The sequence below is a fragment of the Rhizobium lusitanum genome, assembly GCF_014189535.1.
Lineage (GTDB): Bacteria > Pseudomonadota > Alphaproteobacteria > Rhizobiales > Rhizobiaceae > Rhizobium > Rhizobium lusitanum_C.
Window position 1 is genome coordinate 570552 of record NZ_CP050308.1, and the last position, 23360, is coordinate 593911.

General features: G+C 58.8%; 20 protein-coding genes. 3 read left to right on the forward strand and 17 right to left on the reverse strand.

Annotated elements, in window-relative coordinates; all coding sequences use genetic code 11:
• Positions 1 to 163 precede the first annotated feature (163 nt).
• Positions 164 to 739, forward strand: coding sequence for a hypothetical protein (locus HB780_RS16600; protein WP_183693770.1), 576 nt, complete (start codon positions 164 to 166; stop codon positions 737 to 739).
• 28 nt (positions 740 to 767) lie between these two features.
• Here HB780_RS16600 and HB780_RS16605 read toward each other — a convergent pair whose 3' ends face one another.
• The 11 genes from HB780_RS16605 to HB780_RS16655 form a co-directional block, all read right to left on the reverse strand.
• Positions 768 to 1649: an alpha/beta fold hydrolase gene (locus HB780_RS16605; protein WP_183693773.1), complete on the reverse strand. Its 882-nt coding sequence runs from the start codon at positions 1647 to 1649 to the stop codon at positions 768 to 770.
• A gap of 222 nt (positions 1650 to 1871) precedes the next feature.
• A complete protein-coding gene (locus tag HB780_RS16610) occupies positions 1872 to 2201 on the reverse strand; it encodes an RcnB family protein (protein ID WP_183693775.1) in 330 nt (109 codons plus the stop codon).
• A 211-nt stretch (positions 2202 to 2412) separates the two neighbouring features.
• Entirely contained in the window at positions 2413 to 4023 is a 1611-nt protein-coding gene (locus tag HB780_RS16615; protein WP_183693778.1) for a glycoside hydrolase family 43 protein, read from the reverse strand.
• A gap of 106 nt (positions 4024 to 4129) precedes the next feature.
• Positions 4130 to 5161 carry an L-glyceraldehyde 3-phosphate reductase gene (gene mgrA / locus HB780_RS16620; protein WP_183693781.1) on the reverse strand — a complete coding sequence of 344 codons (1032 nt, stop codon included), beginning with the start codon at positions 5159 to 5161 and terminating at the stop codon, positions 4130 to 4132.
• 68 nt (positions 5162 to 5229) lie between these two features.
• The gene (locus HB780_RS16625; protein WP_183693784.1) at positions 5230 to 6363 is read right to left on the reverse strand and encodes a Gfo/Idh/MocA family protein; all 1134 of its coding nucleotides are present in this window, start codon (positions 6361 to 6363) and stop codon (positions 5230 to 5232) included.
• A gap of 11 nt (positions 6364 to 6374) precedes the next feature.
• Entirely contained in the window at positions 6375 to 7136 is a 762-nt protein-coding gene (locus HB780_RS16630; RefSeq protein WP_183693787.1) for a sugar phosphate isomerase/epimerase family protein, read from the reverse strand.
• An 81-nt stretch (positions 7137 to 7217) separates the two neighbouring features.
• On the reverse strand, positions 7218 to 9680 hold the full coding sequence (locus tag HB780_RS16635) for a beta-mannosidase (RefSeq protein ID WP_183693790.1): 2463 nt from the start codon (positions 9678 to 9680) through the stop codon (positions 7218 to 7220).
• 54 nt (positions 9681 to 9734) lie between these two features.
• The gene (locus HB780_RS16640; protein WP_183693794.1) at positions 9735 to 10826 is read right to left on the reverse strand and encodes an ABC transporter ATP-binding protein; all 1092 of its coding nucleotides are present in this window, start codon (positions 10824 to 10826) and stop codon (positions 9735 to 9737) included.
• A gap of 3 nt (positions 10827 to 10829) precedes the next feature.
• Entirely contained in the window at positions 10830 to 11771 is a 942-nt protein-coding gene (locus HB780_RS16645) for a carbohydrate ABC transporter permease (protein ID WP_183693796.1), read from the reverse strand.
• Positions 11764 to 12669: a carbohydrate ABC transporter permease gene (locus HB780_RS16650; protein ID WP_183693799.1), complete on the reverse strand. Its 906-nt coding sequence runs from the start codon at positions 12667 to 12669 to the stop codon at positions 11764 to 11766. The genes HB780_RS16645 and HB780_RS16650 overlap by 8 nt, the downstream gene beginning before the upstream one ends.
• A gap of 213 nt (positions 12670 to 12882) precedes the next feature.
• Entirely contained in the window at positions 12883 to 14118 is a 1236-nt protein-coding gene (locus tag HB780_RS16655) for an ABC transporter substrate-binding protein (RefSeq protein ID WP_183693802.1), read from the reverse strand.
• Positions 14119 to 14581: 463 nt separating this feature from the next.
• Here HB780_RS16655 and HB780_RS16660 point away from each other — a divergent pair, with 463 nt between their 5' ends.
• Positions 14582 to 15613, forward strand: coding sequence for a LacI family transcriptional regulator (locus HB780_RS16660; protein ID WP_183697185.1), 1032 nt, complete (start codon positions 14582 to 14584; stop codon positions 15611 to 15613).
• 66 nt (positions 15614 to 15679) lie between these two features.
• Here HB780_RS16660 and gndA read toward each other — a convergent pair whose 3' ends face one another.
• Positions 15680 to 17107 (reverse strand): NADP-dependent phosphogluconate dehydrogenase, encoded by a 1428-nt coding sequence (gndA, locus tag HB780_RS16665; protein WP_183693805.1) that lies wholly within the window; start codon positions 17105 to 17107, stop codon positions 15680 to 15682.
• 291 nt (positions 17108 to 17398) lie between these two features.
• Between gndA and HB780_RS16670 the strand changes: the two genes are divergently transcribed.
• Positions 17399 to 17797: an SRPBCC family protein gene (locus HB780_RS16670; protein ID WP_183693808.1), complete on the forward strand. Its 399-nt coding sequence runs from the start codon at positions 17399 to 17401 to the stop codon at positions 17795 to 17797.
• A gap of 9 nt (positions 17798 to 17806) precedes the next feature.
• On the opposite strand, the gene HB780_RS16675 is transcribed toward HB780_RS16670, so the two are convergent.
• From HB780_RS16675 to HB780_RS16695, 5 genes are all read right to left on the reverse strand, one after another.
• Positions 17807 to 18424, reverse strand: coding sequence for an ABC-type transport auxiliary lipoprotein family protein (locus HB780_RS16675; protein ID WP_183693811.1), 618 nt, complete (start codon positions 18422 to 18424; stop codon positions 17807 to 17809).
• Between the two features lie 38 nt (positions 18425 to 18462).
• Positions 18463 to 19833: an MlaD family protein gene (locus HB780_RS16680; RefSeq protein WP_183693814.1), complete on the reverse strand. Its 1371-nt coding sequence runs from the start codon at positions 19831 to 19833 to the stop codon at positions 18463 to 18465.
• Positions 19834 to 19841: 8 nt separating this feature from the next.
• Positions 19842 to 20705, reverse strand: a complete 864-nt coding sequence (locus tag HB780_RS16685; protein ID WP_183693817.1) for an ABC transporter ATP-binding protein — start codon at positions 20703 to 20705, stop codon at positions 19842 to 19844.
• Positions 20706 to 20717: 12 nt separating this feature from the next.
• Positions 20718 to 21878, reverse strand: coding sequence for an ABC transporter permease (locus HB780_RS16690; protein WP_183693820.1), 1161 nt, complete (start codon positions 21876 to 21878; stop codon positions 20718 to 20720).
• 155 nt (positions 21879 to 22033) lie between these two features.
• On the reverse strand, positions 22034 to 23251 hold the full coding sequence (locus HB780_RS16695; protein ID WP_183693823.1) for an MFS transporter: 1218 nt from the start codon (positions 23249 to 23251) through the stop codon (positions 22034 to 22036).
• Between the last annotated feature and the right edge of the window lie 109 nt (positions 23252 to 23360).

Consider the following 23360-nt stretch of genomic DNA (forward strand, 5'->3'; position numbering starts at 1 on the left):
AAACGATAAGCGAAACAAAAAATCCCCGGTCATTGTGCCGGGGATTTTTGATTCTGGTCGGGATACCCTTGCCGAAAACATAGGCGGAGCAAAAAGCATGAGGCGTTCGGTAGCTATAGGCCTGGTGCTTATCTGCGGGGGATACTTCCTTTGGAAGGCCCAGATGACACGCTCTGCGACAATATCGTTGGAACCGACCCCATATAATCTAACCTATGCAATGGCATGGGGCTGGGGGATGGAGGAGCGGTTCAGCATAACGCCGATCGGAGCGCTGTTATCCGGACCATCCAGCGATTGGATAGATATCTGGAAAAGGCCCTATAACTCCGGGATCGCTCTCTACCGAACTTTGGACGGAAGAACCTACTATCTAGGTCTCTCGTATCAGCTGTTTTGGTTTCATGCCCCGTCAGGGGACTTGGTGGCATCCTGCGACAAAGGCAATATCCCAGCTTATACTTCGCTAGGTGACGAGATTTCGAAATTGAGAAACTATGAAGCCATCGAGGCTTTGGATCCTGGCGCGTGGCATCTTTTCGAATACATTGAAGCTGATCAACGTGGGACAATTCCAACATTGCCGCCCAACTCGCGATATTACGCCAACCTCCAGTATCTGGGGAAATTTGGGCTTGTTAGACCAGAGAAGCGCGGTGGTCGCGGTGATGAGGTCGACTTCGCTCCAGCAGGCAAGGCACCCGAACCCCGTCTTGGCCTGGACTTCTCCTGCGGATAGGCAAAGCAGCCGGATCAACTTGCCCGACTTATAGGAGAGAAAGCACCGCCTCCGCAAAAGCGCCCGGTACCTCCTGCGGCAGATTGTGGCCCACGCCTGCTATGATCCGGCGCTCATAAAACGCGGAGAAGTGCGCCACATCGCGGTCAGCCGCTTGCGGTGGATCGACGCCGTCGTCCGCTCCCTGCAACACGATTGTCGGCACGGTGATATCGGGCTGTTTCGCCAGACGCGCCTCGATCTCTGCGAAAGCAGAGTCGCCGGCAATGCCGCCAAATCTATGCCTATAGGAGTGAATAACGACATCGACGAAATCGGGATTGTCGAAAGCGACGGCACTGCGGTCAAAGGTCTCGTCGCCAAACGCCCATGTCGGAGACCATAGCCGCCAGAGGAGGCGACAGAACTCACGTCGGTTTGCGGCAAGGCCAGCCCTGCCGCGCTCCGAGTGGAAATAATATTGGTACCAGTACCGAAACTCTTCTTCAGGAGAAACGGGCAGCCCTGCCTTGGCGATATTCTGGATATTATAGCCAGCGCCGCAGCTCACCAGACCCCGAACACGCTCCGGCCAGAGCGCGGCGACGATGCAAGCCGCCCTGCCGCCCCAATCATAGCCGCCGAGAATAGCGCTCTCAATTGAGAGCGCATCCATCAAGGCCACTAAATCCGCTCCAAGAGCGGCCTGCTCACCAGAACGGAGCGTCTCCTCCGAGAGAAAACGCGTCGGGCCGTAACCTCGAAGAAACGGGACGATGCAACGTAGGCCCTTGCCTGCCAGTTGCCGCGCGACATCATGATAGGCATGCGCATCGTAGGGAAAGCCATGGAGCAGCAGGACGGGCAAGCCATCTTCTGGGCCGGTCTCCTTATAGGCGACGTCGAGTACACCGGCAGCGATCTTTTTCATTGCCACTCCTTTCATCGGGAATGGCCCGATCAAGACGACATTCTCCATCGCCGCAGAACTGGATTGCTACGGCTGGCAGCACCGGCAGAGCATTGAAAACAAAGAAACCACCTGCGGCGGTCTGCTGCAAGTGGCTTTAGGCTCCGGCCCAATGGCGACGCTACATTGAACGAAAGGCAGCCCACCTGACCGTCTCTCCTGCATTTCGGATTGAGGTCGCCCTCAGCGTGCGGTGACCACCTTGGAGATCAAGCCGCTGGTCATGCCGACGAGCAGGAAGTTATTCTTGATGCGAACCCAGTGATAGCCGCGCGGCGGAGCCGACAGATGGTGGCGGCGATAATCGACGTTGGCGGTACGGTGGCGATCGGATGCCGACAAGCGACGACCCGTTACCCAGCCACCCTTGCGAACGACAACCTTCTTTTTGGCCACGTCTTTCTTGACGACAACGACCTGCTTGTTCACCTGGGCTGCATTGGCCTCGGTGACCATTACCAGCGGCGTTGTCAGAACCGAGGCGGCGAGAAGGATGGAAAGGATTTTTCTCATTGGGATATTTCCTCGATTCGTTATCTGTAAAAGAGGCTTCTACCCCGCAAAGGATGAAGTGAACCTGACGATTATATTACATTTTTGTAATAGAAATTAGATGCCTACAGGGATTTACTGATGAAATGAGACCGACAGCTCACCGACAGTCAGCATCTGGAAAAATACCTCCTTCTGTTTGCAAATATGGGCGTGCTGATAATCGGGAAAATCAAAGTTCGTCGTAATTGAACCAATCAAAATCGGCGGTCTTTGCCCGGCCCGACGTATCGAAGGCGAACATGCCGACGAAGGCGCCGGTGAAGGAGCCATGTTCGCCACGGCCGCCCTCATCGGAAATCACGCCGGCGTCGAGCACAGGGCCGATCGCCTGCCACGCTCTCATGCCTTCGGCTTGCCAGAAGAACTGCAGATCATTGTCGTAGACTTCCATGGCAAGCTGGATGCGCCCATCGGGAGTGGCAACACCACCATCGATCGGAAAGGTCAGCCGGCCGTTCGGATAGTCGCCCGGGCAGGTCATGATGGTGACGCAGCGTCCGAGTTTCTCATGCAGGGTCACGGCGATCGCGTGCAGCTTGAAGCGATTGTAGTAATGCGTCAGGCCCGCCACCTGCTGATAGGTATCCGGCTGAAACTCGACGACGGTTTCGGCGCGGAAGCTGTGGTGCTCCTGCCGGCGGGCGACCAGCGCCTGCTCGAACCAGGAGCCAATGCTTTCGCGCGCGAGCAGGCGGAGATGACCGGGTCGATCCGTCAGGCTGAAGATACGCTCTGGCTGCGGCGTGCGCAGCCATTGAAAATCCGCCGGCAGCTTGCCACCGTCGAAATTATAGCCACTGCGGCGCGGCTTCTCGATACGCTCAGCACCATTCAGGCCGGGCACTTCAACATCGGGAACGGTGGTGCCGTTATCCAGATAGAGCCAGCCGTCGTCTTTCCAGACACATTTCTGCAGGCTGGTCTCGCGGCCAAGCGTGCAGCGGCGATGCGGCGGCAGTGGACGGCCGGAAAGATGCGTATGGTAGAACTGCCCATCCGGCGTCTCGACATACTGGCCATGCCCTGCCCGCTGCAAGGCCGCGTCCGGACGATCCTTCGAGGTGATCAGATGCTTGTTCGGATGCAGCTCGTAGGGGCCATCGATATTGCGCGAACGCGCCATGGTGACAGCGTGGTCATAGCCCGTGCCGCCCTCGGCGGTCGTCAGATAATACCAGCCGTTGCGCTTGAAGAGATGCGGACCCTCGACCAGGCCGAGTTCGGTGCCGGCGAAGATGTTCTTGATCGGACCCTTCAGCGATTTCGTCGCGGCATCCCATTCCTGCAACAGGATACCATCGAAAGCCGGCGTCTTCGGCGAGCCGCCATAGCTTTCCGTGCGCTGGTTCCATTGCATATTGGCGAACCATTTGCGGCCGTCGTCGTCATGGAACAGCGACGGGTCGAAGCCCGAGGAATTGACATAGGATGGCTCGGACCATTCGCCTTCGATCGTCGACGACGTCACGATGTAGTTATGAGCATCCTTGAAATTGCCGTCGTAGCGCTTAACGTCGGTATAGACCAGCCAGAACAGACCGTCGGCATAGGAGAGGCATGGCGCCCAGATGCCGCAGCTATCGGGCTCGCCCCGCATGTCGAGCTGCGAGGCCCGCTCCAGCGGTCGGCGCACCAGCGTCCAGTTCACCAGATCGCGCGAGTGATGGATCTGCACGCCCGGATACCATTCGAAGGTCGACGTGGCGATGTAGTAATCCTCGCCGACACGGCAGATGGACGGGTCGGGGTTGAAGCCCGGCAGGATCGGGTTGCGGATCATGGGACATCTCCTCCTGAGAACACACCACTATGCGCCGTTCGAACGGCAATAGGAAATCAAGACAAAGAAAAACGCCCGGAACAAGGTTCCGGGCGTTTACGATTGATCAGTCGCGCTCGGCCGACTTGGCCCAGAGATTGATGTCGGCCTCGCGGGCGTAGACATCGATATCCTTCAGCTCTTCCGCGGTGAATTCGAGATTGTCGAGCGCCTTGACGCAATCGACGATCTGCGACGAGCGGCTGGCGCCGATCAGAGCGGAGGTGATACGGCCGCCGCGCAGAACCCATGCGATTGCCATCTGCGCCAGCGTCTGGCCGCGCTTTTCGGCGATCTCATTGAGCTTCTGGATATTCTCGAGGATCGACGGACGAATGAAGTCGCGCTTCAGGAAGTGGTTCTGAGCGGCGCGGCTGTCGGTGGGGATGCCACCGAGATATTTCGTCGTCAGCATGCCCTGGGCAAGCGGCGAGAAGACGATCGAGCCGATGCCCAGATCTTCCAGCGTATCGACCAGACCGTCATCCTCGACCCAGCGGTTGAGCATGGAATAGCTCGGCTGGTGGATCAGGCAGGGCGTGCCGAGTTCCTTAAGGATAGCGGCGGCTTCGCGCGTGCGCTGCGAGTTGTAGGAGGAGATGCCGACATAGAGCGCCCTGCCCGAGCGGACGATATGATCGAGCGCCGCGCAGGTCTCTTCGAGAGGCGTATCCGGATCGAAACGATGGGAATAAAAGATATCGACATAGTCGAGCCCCATGCGCTTCAGGCTCTGGTCGCAGGATGCGATCAGATATTTGCGGCTGCCCCACTCGCCGTAAGGACCCGGCCACATGTCGTATCCGGCCTTCGACGAGATGATCAACTCGTCGCGCAGACCGGCGAAGTCGGTGCGCAGGATCTCGCCGAAAGCGGTTTCTGCACTGCCGGGAGGCGGGCCGTAATTATTGGCGAGGTCGAAATGGGTGATACCGAGATCGAAGGCGGTACGGCACATATCGACCTTGCGGTCATGCGGCGTGTCGCCACCGAAATTGTGCCAAAGCCCCAGCGAAACCGCCGGCAGCTTCAGGCCGGAACGGCCCGTTCTGTTGTATTTCATTTTTGCATAACGGTCAGATGCCGGTTGCCAAGACATGATGCCAATTCCTTTGAGATAAAAACGCGCGGGTTATCCACCCGCGCGCAAACTAGCTTTTCCTGTGTCTACTTCAAGAGCGCCTGAGCTTCTTCGATGCCAAGTGCTGCTGGCTGCGTGCAGGTCGTGGTCAAATCGATGAAGCGGTTTTCCGCACCCGATTTCAGGATCGAGGTCATGACATCGACGCCGTGCAGTGTGCGGTCGAGCGAGCAACGCGCGTCGCGGCCGTCGATCAGTGATGCCGCCATGTCTGCAAGACCGGCCGTGCGGTAGTTGGCGCGCTTGCCGCTCGGGCTTTCCTGGTTGGCGATACCAAAAGGATGCGCCCAGTCGGCAAGCGGCTTGATATCCTTGTCGCGACCGCTGGCTTCGACCACACCGCCGAAGAAGTTCGGATCCGGCACGTAGAGCGAGCCTTCGGTGCCGTAGAGCTCCATATTGGCGTGACGGTTCGACCAGACATCCCAGCTCGCCGTCACCGTTATCGTGGCGCCGCTGACGAATTCCAGCAGTGCCTGGATCGTCGTCGGCGTCTTCACCGGGATAGTCTCGCCATTGCGCGGCTGGCTGGTGATGGTGCGGGTTTCCGACGCCATCGAGGTCATCGCGCCGACCCGCTTCACCGGACCGATGAGGTTGATGAGGTTGGCGACATAGTAAGGGCCGAGGTCGAGGATCGGTCCACCGCCCGGCAGGAAGAAGAAGTCCGGGTTCGGATGCCACATCTCCATGCCCGGGCTCATGACGTGGCAAGTGCCCGAGGTGATGCGGCCAACACCGCCGTCATCGATGAACTTGCGGGCAAGCTGGTGCGCGCCGCCGAGGAAGGTATCGGGAGCGCAGCCGACGGCAAGCCCCTTCTCCTTGGCGATGCGGCGCAGTTCTTCACCCTGCTCCAGCGTCAGCACCAGAGGCTTTTCGGAATAGACGTGCTTTCCGGCCTCCAGAATGCGCTTGGAGATCGGGAAATGCGCGTCCGGGATCGTCAGGTTGACGATGACGTCGAGCTCGTCATTGGCGAGCAATTCGTCCACCGTCTGTGCCTTCACCTGATATTCCTCGGCGCGCAGGCGCGCCGCATCCATGTTGATATCAGCGCAGGCGAGTACCTTCAGGCCCTTGAAGAGCGGAGAAAGCTTGAAGTAGGTCGTTGAGATATTGCCGCATCCGAGGATGCCGACGCCAAGTTCCTTAGCCATGGGATAGTGCCTCAGTAAGTCTTGAAGGATGCGATGGAGCGGGTGATCAGGCGATCGACATCGCTCGGATTGTCATGCTCGATGACGTAGTGCTTGGCTTTGGTGCCGGTGAGTACCTTCAGCAGCTTCTGCCACGGAACGGTGCCATGGCCGAGGTCGGCCCAGCCGTCTTCGTCCTTGTTTTCGCCGGCAGCAGCAATGTCCTTGACGTGAACCGAGGTGATACGCGAGCCGAGCTTCTCGATCCAGGCGAAGGGGTCGCCACCGCCACGGATGACCCAGGCGATATCGGCTTCCCAGGAAATGTCCGGAGCGCCTTCGAAGATCTGCTCGATCGGCAGCGAGCCGTCGGCCTGCTTGATGAATTCGAAGTCGTGGTTATGCCAACCGAATTCGAAACCGGCGTCCTTGTAGGGCTTGCTCATCTCCTGCAGGCGCTTGCCGAAAGCGAGCCAGCCGGCCGCGTCTGTCGGGCGTTGATCGGCGGCCAGATGCGGCGCGTAGATCGAATCCATGCCGAGGGTCTTGGCGATCGTCAGCGACTTCTGCACCTGACCGTCGAGGAAATCGGGGCTGAAATGGCCGCTCGCCATCACCAGGCCGTTCTTGTCGAGCTCAGCGCGCAGGCTCTTCAGGCCGGCCTCGTCGAGATCGGCATAGATACCACCGAAACCTTCAACTTCCGCATAGCCGGCCTTGCCGAGCTTTACGAACACGTCGGAATAGGGCTGGAAGTTGCGGGCGCTATAAATCTGAAATCCAAGTTTCGTCATCGTCATGCTCTCCAATGGCCTAACGGCCTTCTGTCATGGGCCAACGGCCCTGAAATACCGCCGGATGGCGGCTGGATATCCTCAGTCCACCGATTGGCTGGACTGGAGGTCGTAAATGCGGAAGTCCGGAACCACACCGACAAGCGGCTGTGTCGGCGTAAAGACGATACGGCGGCTTTCGCCGGCGGCAAGATCGAAGGCGTTGTCGGAATAGCGCCCCTCAGTCTCGCTTTCGATCATCACGAACAGCGCCAATCCCTTCGCGGTGACGGTGAGTTCGACCGTGCCGTTCTCTTCAGTCTCCTCCCTCAGGACCACCAGGCCCGCCGGTTGAAGCTCCAGCGCCTTGTAGGTGCCGTGGACATAATGCCCCTCGCCGCCCATGCCGTTCGATGCGGTGAAGTGCCACGCCAGCAGGCAATCGGCCGGTACCTGCGAGGCATCGATGGACAATGAGGTAACGGCCGCATCCGGCGTGCAGACCGCATGCGCTGTCGTCAGCGGCACGCGCACGCCATCGAGCTTGAGCAGCGACACCGCGATATCGACGGTGACATCGACGTTGGTGTCGTTGACCAGTGACAAGCGGATGGTCTTGTTGTCCTCGGACGGGATAGCCGCGACAGAGACCGGCTGGAAGAAGCGGCGCACCAGATAGTGCATTACCTTCCAGCGCCCGCCGTAATCGAGGCTCGACCATGAGGCCACCGGCCATGTGTCGTTGAGCTGCCAGTAGATCGTGCCCATGCAATGCGGCTTCAGCGAGCGCCAATATTCAACTGCCGTCTTGATGGCGAGGCCCTGCTGCACCTGGCTCAGATAGACGAAGTTCGGAAAATCCTTCGGGAAACGGAAATAGCGGAACATCGTGCCGGCAATGCGCTCGTTGCCGCCGGCGTTCTTCTGATGCAGCTCCATCACCGGAGAAGCGATATTCATGTCCTTGGCGTCCGCATAAGTCTTGATGACCGGCAACGACGTATAGGACTGGAAACCGAATTCCGAGCAGAAGCGCGGACGCACGGAACGATAATTGTCGAAAGACTTGTTCTCGTGCCAGACCGACCAGTAATGCATGTCGCCGGAGCCGTCGGCATGCCAGGCATCGCCGAAGTTGAGATAGCCGGACGCCGGGCTCGACGGCCACCAGATCGCGTCCGGTGCTGCCTTCTTCATCGCCTGTTCGATCGTCCGGTTCAGACGATCGTAGGAGACAAGATAGCGGTCGCGGTCGTTGCGGGATTCCTCGAACCAGGTGAGCGCGCCGACCAACTCATTGTCGCCACACCAGAGTGCGATCGACGGATGCGTTGCCAGCCGCCGAACCTGATAGCTGACTTCGTCCGCGACATTCTCGAGGAAGTCGCCGGTCGAGGGATAGAGATTGCAGGCGAACATGAAGTCCTGCCAGACCATCAGGCCGAGCCGGTCGCAGATGTCGTAGAACCAGTCATGCTCGTAAAAGCCGCCGCCCCAGACGCGGATGATGTTCATGTTGGCGGCTGCTGCCGACTGCAACAGGTCTTCGGTCAAGGCCGGGCTGGAACGGGAGAACAGAGCGTCCGCCGGGATCCAGTTGGCACCGCGCGCGAAGATCTCGCGACCATTGACCTTGAGCGCGAAACGGCTGCCCGCCTCGTCCTCGTCGGTGATAAGTTCGACGGTACGCAGGCCGATCTGCCGCGTCACAGTTTCCGAATGGGTCTCGACGGAGAGCGCATAGAGCGCCTGCTCACCACTGCCGGCCGGCCACCAGAGCTTCGGCTTGTCTACATGAAAGACATGGGTGATCGAAGTCTCGCCGGCATTGACGCCGATGTCGAGCCGCAGCCGCTCGTCATCGAGCGAGAAATAGACCTGGGCAACGCCGGTGCCCTTGGCAAACAACGCTGCGGTCACCTTGATATCGACCGAGCCATCCGCATTGTGAAACTGCTGCGTGACGACATTCTCGATGCGGGCAATCTCGAGCTTCTTAAGCGCGATGGTGCCGTAGAGGCCCAACGGCGCGACGGCGATATTCCAGTCCCAGCCGAAATGGCATTGCGGCTTGCGCAGCATGTTGCCATTCGGAATCGGCGAATTGGCCGTGCTGTAAGGGATATAGAACGGCTGCTTCGCCTGCAGTTCCGCGCCCGCCTTAACGCTGGAATGCAGCACGATGCGGATCGTGTTCTCGCCGGCTTTCAGCGCCTTGGAAACGTCGGGTCGGTAACGCTGGAAGCTGTTGTTGCCCTCAAGCACGAGCGCGTCATTGACATAGACGCTCGCCACCGTGTCGAGATAGTCGATATCCAGATACCAGTCACCGCTGGCATCATCGACATTGAAGCTGCGCGTGATCTGCCAGTCCTGATTAGCGACCCACTGCACCACCTCTTCATTCCGGCCGAAATAGGGATCAGGAATGAGGTTGGCAACATGAAGCGCGGTATGGACGTCGCCGGGAACCGGCATCGAGAGGGAATGATCGCTGTCGGGCGACGTCAACCGCCACAAACCAGCCAAATCGACATTAAAATCATCATTGAATGCGGACGACATCGGGTCTCCTCGGACCGCTATGGGCGGAGGCGGAAAAGCCGCCCCCGTTTATGACTAGATTCTGAGTTCTGTTTGCGCGTCGAAGAGCGAGGCGACGGTCATGTCGAAGACGAGCTTGACTGGCGATCCCGGGCTGAAGCGCCGCGAGCCATTGATGCGCACCGACATGGTGTGACCGGCATGGTTGAGCCAGAGCAGGTTATCCGCGCCCATCGGCTCCTCGATATCAACGGTGGCGTTGTGGGTTTCCGTGCCGGGACCCAGATCCTCGTTGACCTTGACGTGCTCCGGTCGGACCCCGAGAACGACCTTGCGGCCTGCTTCCATCGCCTCGCCGGCCTTATACCCTTCGAGCGAGAAGATCACATCGTTGGTTGCAAAGGCGACCTTGCCTTCACGATTGACCAATTCGCCTTTCAGGAAATTCATAGACGGCGAACCGATAAAGCCGGCGACGAACAGGTTGCGCGGCTCATTGTAGATCGTTGTGGGATCGTCGAGCTGCATGATGATGCCATTCTTCATGATGGCGATGCGGTCGGCGAGCGTCAGAGCCTCGATCTGGTCGTGGGTAACGTAGATCATGGTGTTCTTCAGCGATTGATGCAGCCGCTTGATCTCGACGCGCAGCTCCGAGCGCAGCTTGGCATCAAGATTCGACAACGGCTCGTCGAAGAGGAACACATCGACATCACGCACCAGGGCGCGGCCGATCGCCACGCGCTGACGCTGGCCGCCGGAAAGCTCCGCCGGCTTGCGCTTGAGCAGAGGCTGGATCTGCAGAATTTCGGCGGCGCGGGCGATACGCTTGTCGATCTCCGCCTGCGGCACCTTGGCGACCTGCAATCCGAAGGAAAGGTTCTTTTCGACCGTCATCTGCGGATAGAGCGCGTAGGACTGGAACACCATGCCGATGCCACGGTCCTTCGGCTCTTCCCAGGTGACGTTCTTGCCCTTGATGAAGATCTGCCCTTCGGTGATGTCGAGCAAGCCCGCAATGCAGTTGAGAAGCGTGGACTTGCCGCAGCCGGACGAACCGAGCAAAACAAGGAATTCGCCGTCGTCGATCTCAAGATTGAGGTTCTTCAGAACGGTGACCGCGCCGAAATCGAGCGACAGGTCTTTGATGGAAACACTGCTGTTCATGAATCAACCCTTCACTGCGCCGGCGGCGATGCCGCGGACGAAAAGCCGTCCGGAGACGAAATAAACGACCAGCGGAACAAGACCCGTCAGGATCGTTGCCGCCATGTTGACGTTGTATTCCTTCACGCCCTGGACAGAATTGACGATATTGTTGAGCTGCACGGTCATCGGATAATATTCCGGCCTGGTGAAGACGACGCCGAACAGGAAGTCGTTCCAGATACCCGTGATCTGCAGGATCATGGCGACGACGAAGATCGGCAACGACATGGGCAGCATGATGCGCAGGAAAATCTGCCAGAAGCCCGCGCCATCGATGCGCGCAGCCTTGAAAAGCTCCACCGGCAACGACGCGAAGTAATTGCGGAATAGAAGCGTCAGGATCGGCATGCCGAAAATGCTGTGGACCAGGATAAGTCCGCTCAGCGTGCCATAGATACCGATTTCGCGCAGCACGATGACGATCGGATAGATCATCACCTGATAAGGGATGAACGCGCCGACGACGAGGATCGAGAAGAATAGATCCGCTCCCTTGAACCGCCAGTTGGCAAGCGCGTAGCCATTGACCGAGGCAATCGCGATCGAGAGGATCGTGGACGGCACGGTGATGCGCACCGAATTCCAGAAACCGCGGGAAAGACCGTCGCAATTGAGACCGGTGCAAGCCGTTGCCCAGGCTTTCACCCATGGCTCAAACGTGATCTCGAGCGGCGGCGAGAAGATGTTGCCCATGCGGATTTCCGGCATCCCCTTCAGCGAGGTGACGATCATCACATAGAGCGGCAGCAGGTAGTAGACGGCAGCAACGAAAAGCGTGCCATAAAGCATGATGTTGCGGCCGGAAAGCGCCGGACGCGGCTTGCGACCGTTCGGCCCAGAGAAGGTCTTGCCGCTCGCGGCCTCACTGCTATTCGCATTCTTGAGTGTAACAGGATCAGCCACGCTTGCGCCCTCCGCCGAATTCCAAATAGGCCCAGGGGATAATGATGATGGCGACGGTCACCAGCATCATGGTGGAGGCTGCGAAACCCTGACCGAGGTTCTGCGCCTGGAACATGTAGTCGTAGACATATTTTGCCGGGACTTCCGACGAGATTCCGGGGCCGCCGCTCGTTTGCGCGACGACGAGGTCGTAGACCTTGACGATACCGCTGGCGATGATGACGAGCGTTGTGATGAAGACCGGACGCATCATCGGAATAATGATGAACAGATAGGTCCTCCACATCGGGATCCCGTCCACGCGGGAGGCTTTCCAGATGTCCTCATCGATGCCGCGCAGGCCGGCGAGCATCAGGCACATCACAAGACCCGTTCCCTGCCAGAGCGCGGCGATCAGCACGCCGTAGATGACAATGCTCGGCGTATAGAGCGGATCGAAGGTGAAATTTGTCCAACCAAACGAACGCACCACGGACTGGATGCCGAATTCGGGATTGAGCAGCCACTGCCAGACGAGGCCGGTGACAATGAAAGAAAGGGCAAAAGGATAGAGAAAAATCGTGCGGAAGGTGTTTTCAAACCGGATCTTCTGGTCCATCAGCGCAGCCAGCACGAAGCCGATAACGAGACTGAAGATCATGGAAAGGATGCCGTAAACCGCAAGATTTTCGATGGACATGATCCATCTCGGCGCCGCCCACAAGCGGTGGTACTGGTCCAGTCCGACAAAGCTGAGACGAGGCAGCAGCTTTGAATTGGTGAAGGAATAAACCACCGTCCAGACTGAACCGCCAAGGAAGATGACGACAGCCGTCAGGATCATTGGAATGGATGCAATCTTCGAGTTCAGATTGCGCAGATATTGATTTGGCCGGCCGGCTTTCGCTTGACCCGTCATTTTAGCTCCTCTGCGTCGCAACTACTTCGATGATCAGAAACTGGGTCAGTGACCGCGGTTCCTGCGCTTCCCCCTCATCCACGGTGACCGTCCTATAACTTCGGGTCCGCCGCCCATCAGGGGCGCTGTTGCAAACCGGGGTCACATGATGTGTCCCGACCGTGATACCGGCCTCACCGCGAGGCCGGCATCACAACAGCGAGAAGATAGAGATCAATCAGCCGCAGCGATGATATCGGCAAAGCGCTTCTGCGCCGCCTCCGGCGTCATCGCAGGATTTGCGAAGAACTCGGAGAACAGGTCTTCTTTCTGCTTTTGAGTGTCGGCAGAGAGAAGCTGGTCCGTACCCTGGATCACATTGCCCTTCTTCAGGATCTCGAGACCCTTCTTCATGCAGTCATTGGCGTCCGCAAGATCCACGTCGCCGCGCACGGGCAGCGAGCCCTTCTTCAGATTGAAGGCGACCTGCGTCTTCGGATCGAGCAGCGTCTTGGCCAGCACTTCCTGCGCCTTCGACTTGGCTTCGTCCTTCAGCAGCGGGAAGTAGAATGCATCGCCACCCGTCGAGATAATCTCGTTGACGCCGAGACCCGGAAGGCAGGTATAATCCGTGCCGGCCTTCTGGCCCGCGAGGGCAAACTCACCCTGTGCCCAGTCGCCCATGATCTGACCGCCGGCCTTGCCGGTGATGACCAGGTTCGTGGCCTGGTTCCAGTCCTGAACGTTAGAGCCCTTGGACAGCTTGCGGGCATCGTCGGCAGCCTTGAAAACCTTGGCGATTTCCGGCCCGGCCGCCACTTTCGCATCCTTGTCGCCGAACACTTTCTGGAAATTATCCTTGCCGGCGATAGCGACCATCAACACGTCAAAGGCACCCGTAGCCTGCCAGGGCTGGCCACCGATGGCGAGCGGAACGATGCCAGCCTTCTCCAGCGCGGGGCCAGCGGCTACAAACTCATCCCAGTTCTTCGGAACCTCAACGCCGGCCTTCTTGAAGGCTGCATTCGAGAGCCAGAGCCACTGCCAGGAATGGATATTGACCGGAGCGCAATAGATCTTGCCGTCAATCGTGCAGGAGTCGAGCAGGCTGGATGGGCGAATGACGTCCTTCCAATGCTCCTTCGTGGCGACATCGGTCAGGTCGCGCATGAGGCCTGCCTGCACGAGTTCCTCGGCCTGGCGACCGTGATTGAACTGGGTGGCGCCCATCGGATCGCCGCCGGTGATGCGGCTGACCATGATCGGACGCGCGGTACCGCCGGAGCCGGCAATCGCACCATCGACCCAGTGATTGCCGGTGGCGTCGAACGCCTTTGCAAACTCGGCCACCGCGGCAGCTTCGCCACCGGACGTCCACCAATGGGTTACTTCCAGATCGGTCGCGTTGGCCGCTCCGAGTGGCAATACGACCGACGCAGCAAGCGCAGCCGCCATTAAACGAATATTCATGAGTTTTCCTCCCTCACTGAAACGTTGCCGGAAAAACGTAGTCTAATCATTTTCAACGCGCAACCGCCTGTCCGCGAAATTTTCTCGAAAGTCCGAGCATCCGATTTCAGATTACCTTTATGCTTGCAAAAATTGCGGCATGCCTGAAAACTCGTCAAACATAAGCGTCAATGATATTTCGCATTAGTTGATTGATATTTTTAGATTAAAATTGCTGCAGTGCTCCATAAACGCTGCATTCCCTTTCGCGAATGCAAAATTTTTCGCCTGTAGCTGTGGATTCAACCCCTGGATATCTTATTTGACATCACGGCAGAAAAAGCGCTCGACTTTTCTACTGTATCGTTACAGATTTCTGCAACGAGGGAGGAGCGGCCGTATCACGCATGTGCTTGCGGCGCTGCCGCAGGCGATATAAGCGCATGGTCGCGGGAGAGGCGGCCGGGAGGCAGGCTTGGACGAGATGGATAACAAGAAAATTACAGGCAGCGGCATTCAACCCACGCCCGAGCGGCCGACGCTGAAGACAATCGCCTTCATGACCGGCCTTGGAATAACGACTGTTTCGCGCGCCTTGAAGGACGCTCCGGATATCGGTGCTGAAACCAAGGAGCGTGTTCGCATGGTGGCCCGCCAATTGGGTTACCAGCCCAACCGCGCCGGCGTGCGCCTGAGAACAGGCAAGACCAATGTCATCGCGCTGGTTCTCAGCATCGACGAGGAAATCATGGGCTTCACCAGCCACATGGTCTTCGGCATCTCCGAGGTTCTGGCGGGAACGCAATATCATCTCGTCATCACACCGCATTCGCACAGCAAGGACCCGCTGGTGCCGGTGCGCTATATCCTAGACACAGGCTCGGCGGATGGCGTCATCATATCGCGCACGGAGCCGGACGATCCGCGCGTGGAGCTCATGCATCAGCGCGGTATGCCCTTCGCCACGCATGGGCGCACGAATATGGGAATTATCCATCCTTTTCATGACTTCGACAACGAAGCTTTCGCCCGCGAAGCGGTGCGTGCGCTGGTTGCCAAGGGACGCCGCCGCATCGCGCTGCTGCAGCCACCGGGCAAGCTCAATTACTACCTCCACACCCAGATCGGCTTTCAGACGGGCTTGCGCGAATATCAGGCTCAGGAGGTTCCGTTGAGGGCCAGCACCGACACGACGCTTGCCGACATCAAGGATACAGTCGAGGCGCTGATGCGCTCCCCGCACGCGCCCGACGGTATCGTCTGCGCCAGCAGCGCCGGCGCCATCGCCGTCAATGCCGGCATCGAGGCGGCAGGCTTCCACCTCGGTCAGGATATCGACATGGTCGCCAAACAATCGACCGATGTGCTGAGTTGGATCCGCCCGGAGATCATCGCGATCCACGAGGACTTCCGCCATGCCGGCCGCGAACTGGGTAAAGCCGTCATCGCCCGTATCGACGGTATAGAACCGGAACTGCTGCAGAGCATCAGCTCCCCCATCTGGCCGAAGGACTGACGGCCACGAAAAAGCCCGCCGAATATATCCGGCGGGCTCCTTGATCTTCAAAATCAGCCGAAAATATCAGCCGTTCGCGCCACTGCCCCAGGGGCCGTGGTGAATATCCTTGCCGTCGACGCGATCGAAGCCATGGGCGCCGAAGAAGTCACGCTGTGCCTGGATCAGGTTGGCAGTGCCGCGAGCCTGGCGATAGGCGTCGAAATAGGTCAGTGCCGAGGCCAGGGCCGGAACCGGCAGGCCGGAGGCCGTGGCAGCCGAAACGATACGACGCAGCGACGGGATCGATTCCTTGACCATCTCAGCAAAGGCCGGGGTAACGATCAGGTTTGCAGCATCCGGCGTCTTGGTGAAGGCGCTGGTGATCTCGTCGAGGAACTGCGAGCGGATGATGCAGCCCGCGCGCCAGATCTTGGCGATGACCGGCATCGGCAGCGACCAGTTGAACTCCTTCGACGCCTCAGCCATGACGGCAAAACCCTGCGCATAGGCGCCGATCTTGGCGGCGAACAGTGCCAGCTCCAGGTCCTTCAGCAGGTCGGGGCCAAAGCCGATCGGGAACTTGTAGTCCGGCGTGCCGAAGATCTTCTCGGCAGCTTCACGCTGGCTCTTGATGGCTGACAGGCTGCGGGCGGCAACGGCGGCTTCGATGGCGGTGGCCGGAATGCCCATGTTCTGCGCTTCGATCGCAGACCACTTGCCGGTGCCCTTCTGGCCGGCCTTGTCGAGGATGACGTCCGGCATGGCGCTACCGGTTGCCGGATCCTTGGCAGCCAGCACCTTTTCGGTGATCTCGATCAGGTAGGAGTTCAGGCGACCCTTGTTCCAGTCGCCGAAAATGCCGCTGATCTCAGCCGCGCTCTTGCCAAGGCCATCGCGCAGGATGCCGTAGATTTCGGCGATCATCTGCATGTCGGCATATTCGATGCCGTTGTGGATGGTCTTGACGAAATGCCCTGCCCCGTCATTGCCGAGCCAGGCAACGCAGGGATCGTCGTTGTATGTGGCGGCGATCGAGGTCAGCACCTTCTCGACGCGCTTGTAGGAATCCTCGGTGCCGCCAACCATGATCGACGGGCCATGGCGCGCACCTTCCTCGCCACCGGAGACACCCATGCCGATAAAGGTCAGGCCGGTATCCTTCAAGCGGTCGAAGCGGGCAATCGTATCGCGGAAATTGGCGTTACCGGCATCGATCATGATGTCGCCCTTGTCCAGATACGGCTGCAGAGCCGCCATCTGCTGGTCGACCGGCTCGCCGGCCTTAATCATGATGATGATCGGCCGCGGTGGGCGGATCGATTCGACGAACTCTTCGATCGTCTTGCAGGGAATGATCTTGTCCTTCAGAGCGCCCGCATTCGCGTAAAACTCATCCGTCACTTGCGTTGTACGGTTGAACACAGCGATTTTATTGCCTTTCTCGGCAATATTGAGCGCCAGATTCGATCCCATCACAGCGAGACCGATCAGTCCGATTTCTGCCTTTTCCACGACAATCCTCCAATAATTCTCTTGCTGCGCCTCATATCCCATCGCATGCGCGGAGGACGCAGTGATATTTTGAAACGACGCCTAAGCCTTTCCCGAAACCGATACTGCCTTTCGGGAGTTATGCGTTGGGCGTGTTGTTGCACCCCGGGCGCGAAACGGCAAGCCTTCGCCAGCGTCGAATCGACCCCATTGCAGAACCGGGCAAGAATGCTGCAGGATTTTTCAAAAGGCCGGCTTCCGGTAACTTGCCCGACGGTCCATCGAATGACGGATATAGAGGAGGAAACATCCATGTCGACCATGTCCGCCAAGATCGTCCATGTCTCCATCGACCGCCATTGGCAGGAGGTCTATGGCTTTGCCGGCCGCCCGGAAAACATGCCGCTCTGGGCCTCAGGACTTGCATCCGGACTGGAACTGGATGGTGAGGATTGGATCGCCAAAGGCATTCTCGGCACCGTCCGTGTCCGCTTCGCACACCGCAACGACTTCGGCGTCATCGACCATACGGTGACTCTCGACACCGGCTTGCAGGTCTATAATGCGCTGAGGGTCGTGCCAAATGGCGATGGCTGTGAAGTCATGTTCACGCTGCTGAGATTGCCCGGAATCACGGACGAGCAATTCGCAGCCGATGCAGCGCATGTGCTGAAGGATCTCAACACATTGAAGGCGTTCATGGAGCGATAGAGGCAAACCTCAAAGCGAGCGCAGCGTCCAGTCGACGATCTCGGCAGTCACACCGGCAAAGGCCGTGTCGAGCCCTTTCACGAAATCGGGGTTGCTGCCGCCGGTGACCGGAACGGCCTTGCGGAAGACGCTCTGCGCCTTGATCGTGCCCGTACGGTCATTGAGGATCTTAACCGAGATTTCAACAGCGGCGGACTTCTGGCCGCCGGCAGCATCGATCTCGAAGGAGCGGATATCGGTGACGATCTGATAGTCGATCGCGAGCCCCTGCCCCGGCACGCCGACGCCACCAAGCTTGCCGGTATTCTCGAAAGCTTCGACCAGCTTCGACTGCACCATCCGGCTCAGCTTGTCGCTCCACTGTGCCTTGCCGAGATACTGGATTTCAGAGGGCGAGACGCGGATGACGATCAGATTGCTGTCGAGCGCCTGCAATGCCGTCGGCGGCGGAATCAGGATTTGCTTGCCCTTCATCAACGGACCGCTCGCCTTGACCGAGGCCGAGAGATCATAGGTATCGTTGGATGCCTTGGAACCGCAGCCGCTAAGCAGGGCCGCAAGCAGCGGCAGAACGATCGCTGCCTTCCGGTACACCTGATAACGCTCACTCGAAACGCAACCGACCATATTCCGCATATCCCTCACAGTCCAAAAACCGCTATCCATCAACGCCGCGCCCGGCCATCATATTGCTTGACCGTATCGCCACCGAACAGCAGGCGCTGCGGATTGCGATCGAAGTTAGTGATCGTGCTGTTGAGATTGTCAACCGTGCCCCGCATGTCGTTGATGAGCGTCTGGACATCCCGCAGACCACTGCTCGAGAACTTCTGCAAATTGTCGGCGATCGGCCCGATCCGGGCGTTGAGATTGTCCGCCATCTTCTTGAAGGATTCGAGCGTGTCCTTGGCTTCGGCAAACAGCGACTGCGTGCTGTCGGAGCCGAGCAGCGAGTCGAGCTTGCTGAGAACGCCGTCGACCTTGCCGGACGCCGAGTTCAGCTTCTCGGAAATCGACCTGGCATTGGCAATCGTCTGGTCAATATCCTGCTGACGGGCGGCAACCGAATTGGCGACATCGCGGATGGATGTGACGGCCGCGCGGGCGTCCTTGGTCACCTGCGTAATGTCGTCGACCGAACCTTTCAGCTTGGCGGGATCGATCTGCGCCACGATGGCGTCGACACGGTCCAGCGTCTGCTGTGCCTTCTGACCGAAGGCATTATAGGTGTCGGCGGTCTGCTTGAACGCGGCCACGGTCGCCTTCAGATCGGTCGTCGCGTCCGCCACATTGGCGGTGATCTTGTTGGCGTTATTCACGACCTCGTTGATCTTGTTGGCATCGACCGCACGCACCAGTTTCTCGACGGCTTCCAGCGTCGAGTCGATGCGCGTCGACACGGTCTTGAAGGTATCGGAAAGCTGTCCCATGCTGGCAAGGAACTTGTCGATGTTGTCGGAATTGTCCGACAATGCCTTGGAGAAAGTCTGCGCGTTACGCACGGTATCCGTCAGCGGCGCGCGCGAATCCGAGACGAATCCCTGGATGTCGCCGATTGTGTCGTTGGCGCGGTTCAGGATTTTATCAGCGGTGTTGAGCAGGTTCGTGACGCTCGACTGATCGGCGAGCAACACAGCGCGTTTACCGGTATCGGTCGAGCGCTTGAGAATGTTTTCGTCGCCGTTGCGACCGCCGGAAAGCTCGATATAGGCAGCACCCGTCAGGCCCTGGATCTCCAGAATGGCCTTGGTGGACGTGTAGACCGGCGCGTCGGCGCGCACTTCGGTAAAGGCCAGCGAATAGTTCGGATCGTCGGCATCGATCGAAAGCCCCTGGACAGAGCCGACCTGAATGCCGTTGAAGCGCACCGGCGAACCGACGCTCAGGCCGTTTGCCGAGCCCGGAATGCGAACGACCAGTTCGACCATCGGACCGCCCCGCCCATATTCCGCCATCCAATAGACAAAGCCGAAGGCGGCCGCGATAACCAGCAGTGTGAAGAACCCGACGATCGTATAGTTGGCTTTGGTTTCCATCGTTCCAATTACTTCTCGCGGCTGTGGGCGCCAGCGCCGTTGTCGTCTTTGCGGTTTCCAACCCTTTCCGTCGGCACGATCGAACGTGCGCGTTTACCACGGAAATAGGACTGAACCCAGGGGTCGTCGCAGGCGAGCATGTCCTCAACCGTTCCTTCCACCAAGACCCGCTTCTGTCCGAGAACCGCAATTCGATCACAAACGGAAAACAGGCTGTCGAGGTCGTGAGTCACCATATAGACGGTCAGGCCGAGCGTGTCTCGCAGCTTGGCGATCAACTCGTCGAATTCCGCAGCGCCGATCGGGTCAAGGCCGGATGTCGGCTCGTCCAGGAAGACGAGGTCGGGGTCGAGTGCTAGGGCCCGCGCAAGAGCTGCGCGCTTGATCATCCCGCCGGAAAGCTCGGACGGGTACTTGTCGGCGGCATCGGCGGCAAGGCCCACCATGCGGATCTTCAAATGCGCCAGTTCATCCATCAGGCTCATCGGCAGGTCGAGATATTCCCGCATCGGCACCTGGATGTTCTCCTTCACCGTCAGCGAGGAAAACAGCGCACCCTGCTGGAAGAGCACGCCGAGGCGCATGTCGAGCCTGTTGCGCTCCGGCTCGGAGAGCTTGTCATAGTCTTCGCCGAGGATCTCGATCTTGCCCGAGCGGCGCGGCAGTAGCCGCAGTACCGTGCGCAGCAGCACCGACTTGCCCGCACCTGAAGCGCCGACGAAGCCCAGGATTTCGCCGCGATAGATATTGAGGTTCAATTTATCGAGAACCACTTTCGAACCGAAAGCGACGGTGACATCCCGTGCCGACAGCACGATATCCCTGCCATGCTCATCTTTTTCCAAGGGGATTTCCGAGTGAAGCGCGCTCATCGTTGATATCCCTCAGAAATCGATCGCGGCATAGAACATGGCAAACAGCCCGTCCATCAGGATCACCACGAAAATCGACTTCACCACCGAGGCGGTCACATGCTGGCCGAGCGATTCGGCGCTGCCGCCGACCTTCAATCCTTCGACCGCGGCGACAATACCGATGACCAATGCCATGAACGGCGCCTTGATCATGCCCGAGATGACGGTGGAAAGGCTGATTGCCTCATGCAGGCGCGCAATGAAGGTAGCGAAGGTAATGCCGGAATAGGCCCAGGTCACCGTTGCCGCACCGAAGAGCGAGGCGAAGTTGGCAAGAATCGTCAGCAGCGGCAACGCCACAGTCAGCGCCACCAGCCGCGGGAAGATCAGGACGCCGATCGGGTTCAGCCCCATCACCTTCAGCGCGTCTACCTCTTCGCGCATCTTCATCGAGCCGATTTCGGCAGTGATCGCGCTGCCCGAACGGCCGGCGATCATGATGGCGGTCAGAAGCACGCCGATTTCACGCAATTGCAGGATGCCGACGAGATCGACAACAAAGACTTCGGCGCCGAAATAGCGCAGCTGGAATGCACCCTGCTGCGCGATGATCGCGCCGATCAGATAGGACATCAAAAGGATGATCGGGACGGCGCGCACGCCCATATGATCGATCTGGTTGACGATCGAGGCTGGCGAGACGCCGCTGCCACGTCCAAACTTCAGCTGCGCGCCACGCACTGCTGAACCGAGGATATACATGGCCGCGACGAGATTGCCCCAAACGTCGTAGACGGTTTCGCCGATCGGCGCGAAGATGCGCTCCGCCCTGGACTTTTTCGGCCTGGGCTCCGCCTTCCCGGCATCAGGGTCCTCGGTAAAGGCTGTCAGCAGTTCGTCGATATGTGGATTGGAGCCTTCGATGCTGACGCTGGCGCCATGCGCCTCCTGGCTTTCCTTAAGACGGCGGATCAGCAGCGCGCCGGCGGTATCGACATCAACCAGATCAGAAAGATCGATCACGATGTTGCCACCGCTGTTCCGTGTCGTCAGCTGATCGATGCGCCGCAGCACGCCATGGACATTGGCACTGCGCCAATTGCCTTCCAGCCGATAGCGATGCCCGTTGCCATCGGGCTCGTCGTCGATCCTCGGTGCGTCGGGTTTCTGTTCGACTGCTTTCAAACTCATACGTCTTTCAGGTCTTTCGGCTCAATCGCCGACTCGGGGAGCCCGTGCGACGCTAGTGGTTAATACACCGAGTTCATAGGAGATTTCTATGTCGTGCAAACGTCGAAAATAAGCCACGGCATTTTGATATCCAAATGAATTCGTTTTGAGGCGCCTTACGAAGCTTCGCTCATTCTTCCACCAATTGCGGAACTCCGGGGCTGGAGGTTGCGGGCGACGATCAATATGGCAAGGCCGAGAGCCGCAACGCCAGACATGATGTAGTAGCTGGAAAGGCCGAACCAAGCGTAGAGATAGCCGGACGCCAGCGTCATCAGTCCGAGAAACATGCCGTTGTAAAAGAAATAGGCGCCCTGGGCAGAAGCCTCCTGCGTTTCCTGCACCGAAGCGACGATGCGGCGCTGAATGCCGGTATGCACACAGGCAAAAGTGCAGGCATGCAAACATTGCAGCACGAAATAGCCGGCGAAACCGAGGTTGATCGGGAACAGGATCCAGCGAACGACGCACACGGCCGCGCCGAAAAAGATCAACGTCCAGGCGCTGAACCGCCGACCCAGCATCCTCGACATGAAAAATACCATGACCTCCGCCGCCACCCCGACGCACCAGAGGATGGCGACCTGCGTGCCTGAAAAGCCAAGCTGGCGCCAATAGATCGACGCGAACGTATACATCATGGCATGGCTCGACTGCTGCACCGACACACCGATCATGGTGACCAGCAATTGCGGCGAGCGGAGCGAACTGGTCGACGCCTGCAGATTGATCGGCTGGTTGCGCCGTCGCGTCGGCCCGATACGCGGACAGAAGAAGGCCATCAGCGTTGTCAGGACAAAGCCCGCGACCATGGCGGGAAGAACCGTCGTGCCGCCCCATTTGCCGATCATCTGACCGCCGATAAGGGTCGAGATGATGAAAGCGATCGACCCCCAGACGCGCATCGAGCCGTAATCGAAACCCCAGCGCCGCACGCCGGAAACGGCGATCGATTCGACGATCGGCACGTAAGGCGCGTATGTCGCTCCCTGAATACCGTAGACCAACAGCACCGGCCAGAAGTCGCTCGTCCAGTAAAGCGCGATCGCCGTCAGCAGCGACAGGGCGCCCGACCAGAACAGCACATTGGCGCGCTCCTCCACACGATCCGCGAGCATGCCGACAATAGGCACGACAAGAACCCGCACCACCATCGGCACAGCGAGGATCAGACCGATCTCGCGATCAGTAAAATTCAACCCGGCCAGCCAGACCGGAAAAAACGGCAAGGCAATCCCGTTGACGATCAACGGAGCGCAATAGGACAAGGCGGTACGTAACCGGAAATGCGGAGGCGCAACCTCGCCCTGCAAAGATTTTGTCGCGGGAATCATGAAAGACCTGATGGGAACTGATGTGTTCCTATCACTCTATCGATATCACGACTATGGCGGGAAATGGCCTTGCTGCAACGTTTCAGCCCAAAATGGCGAAAGCAGAGGG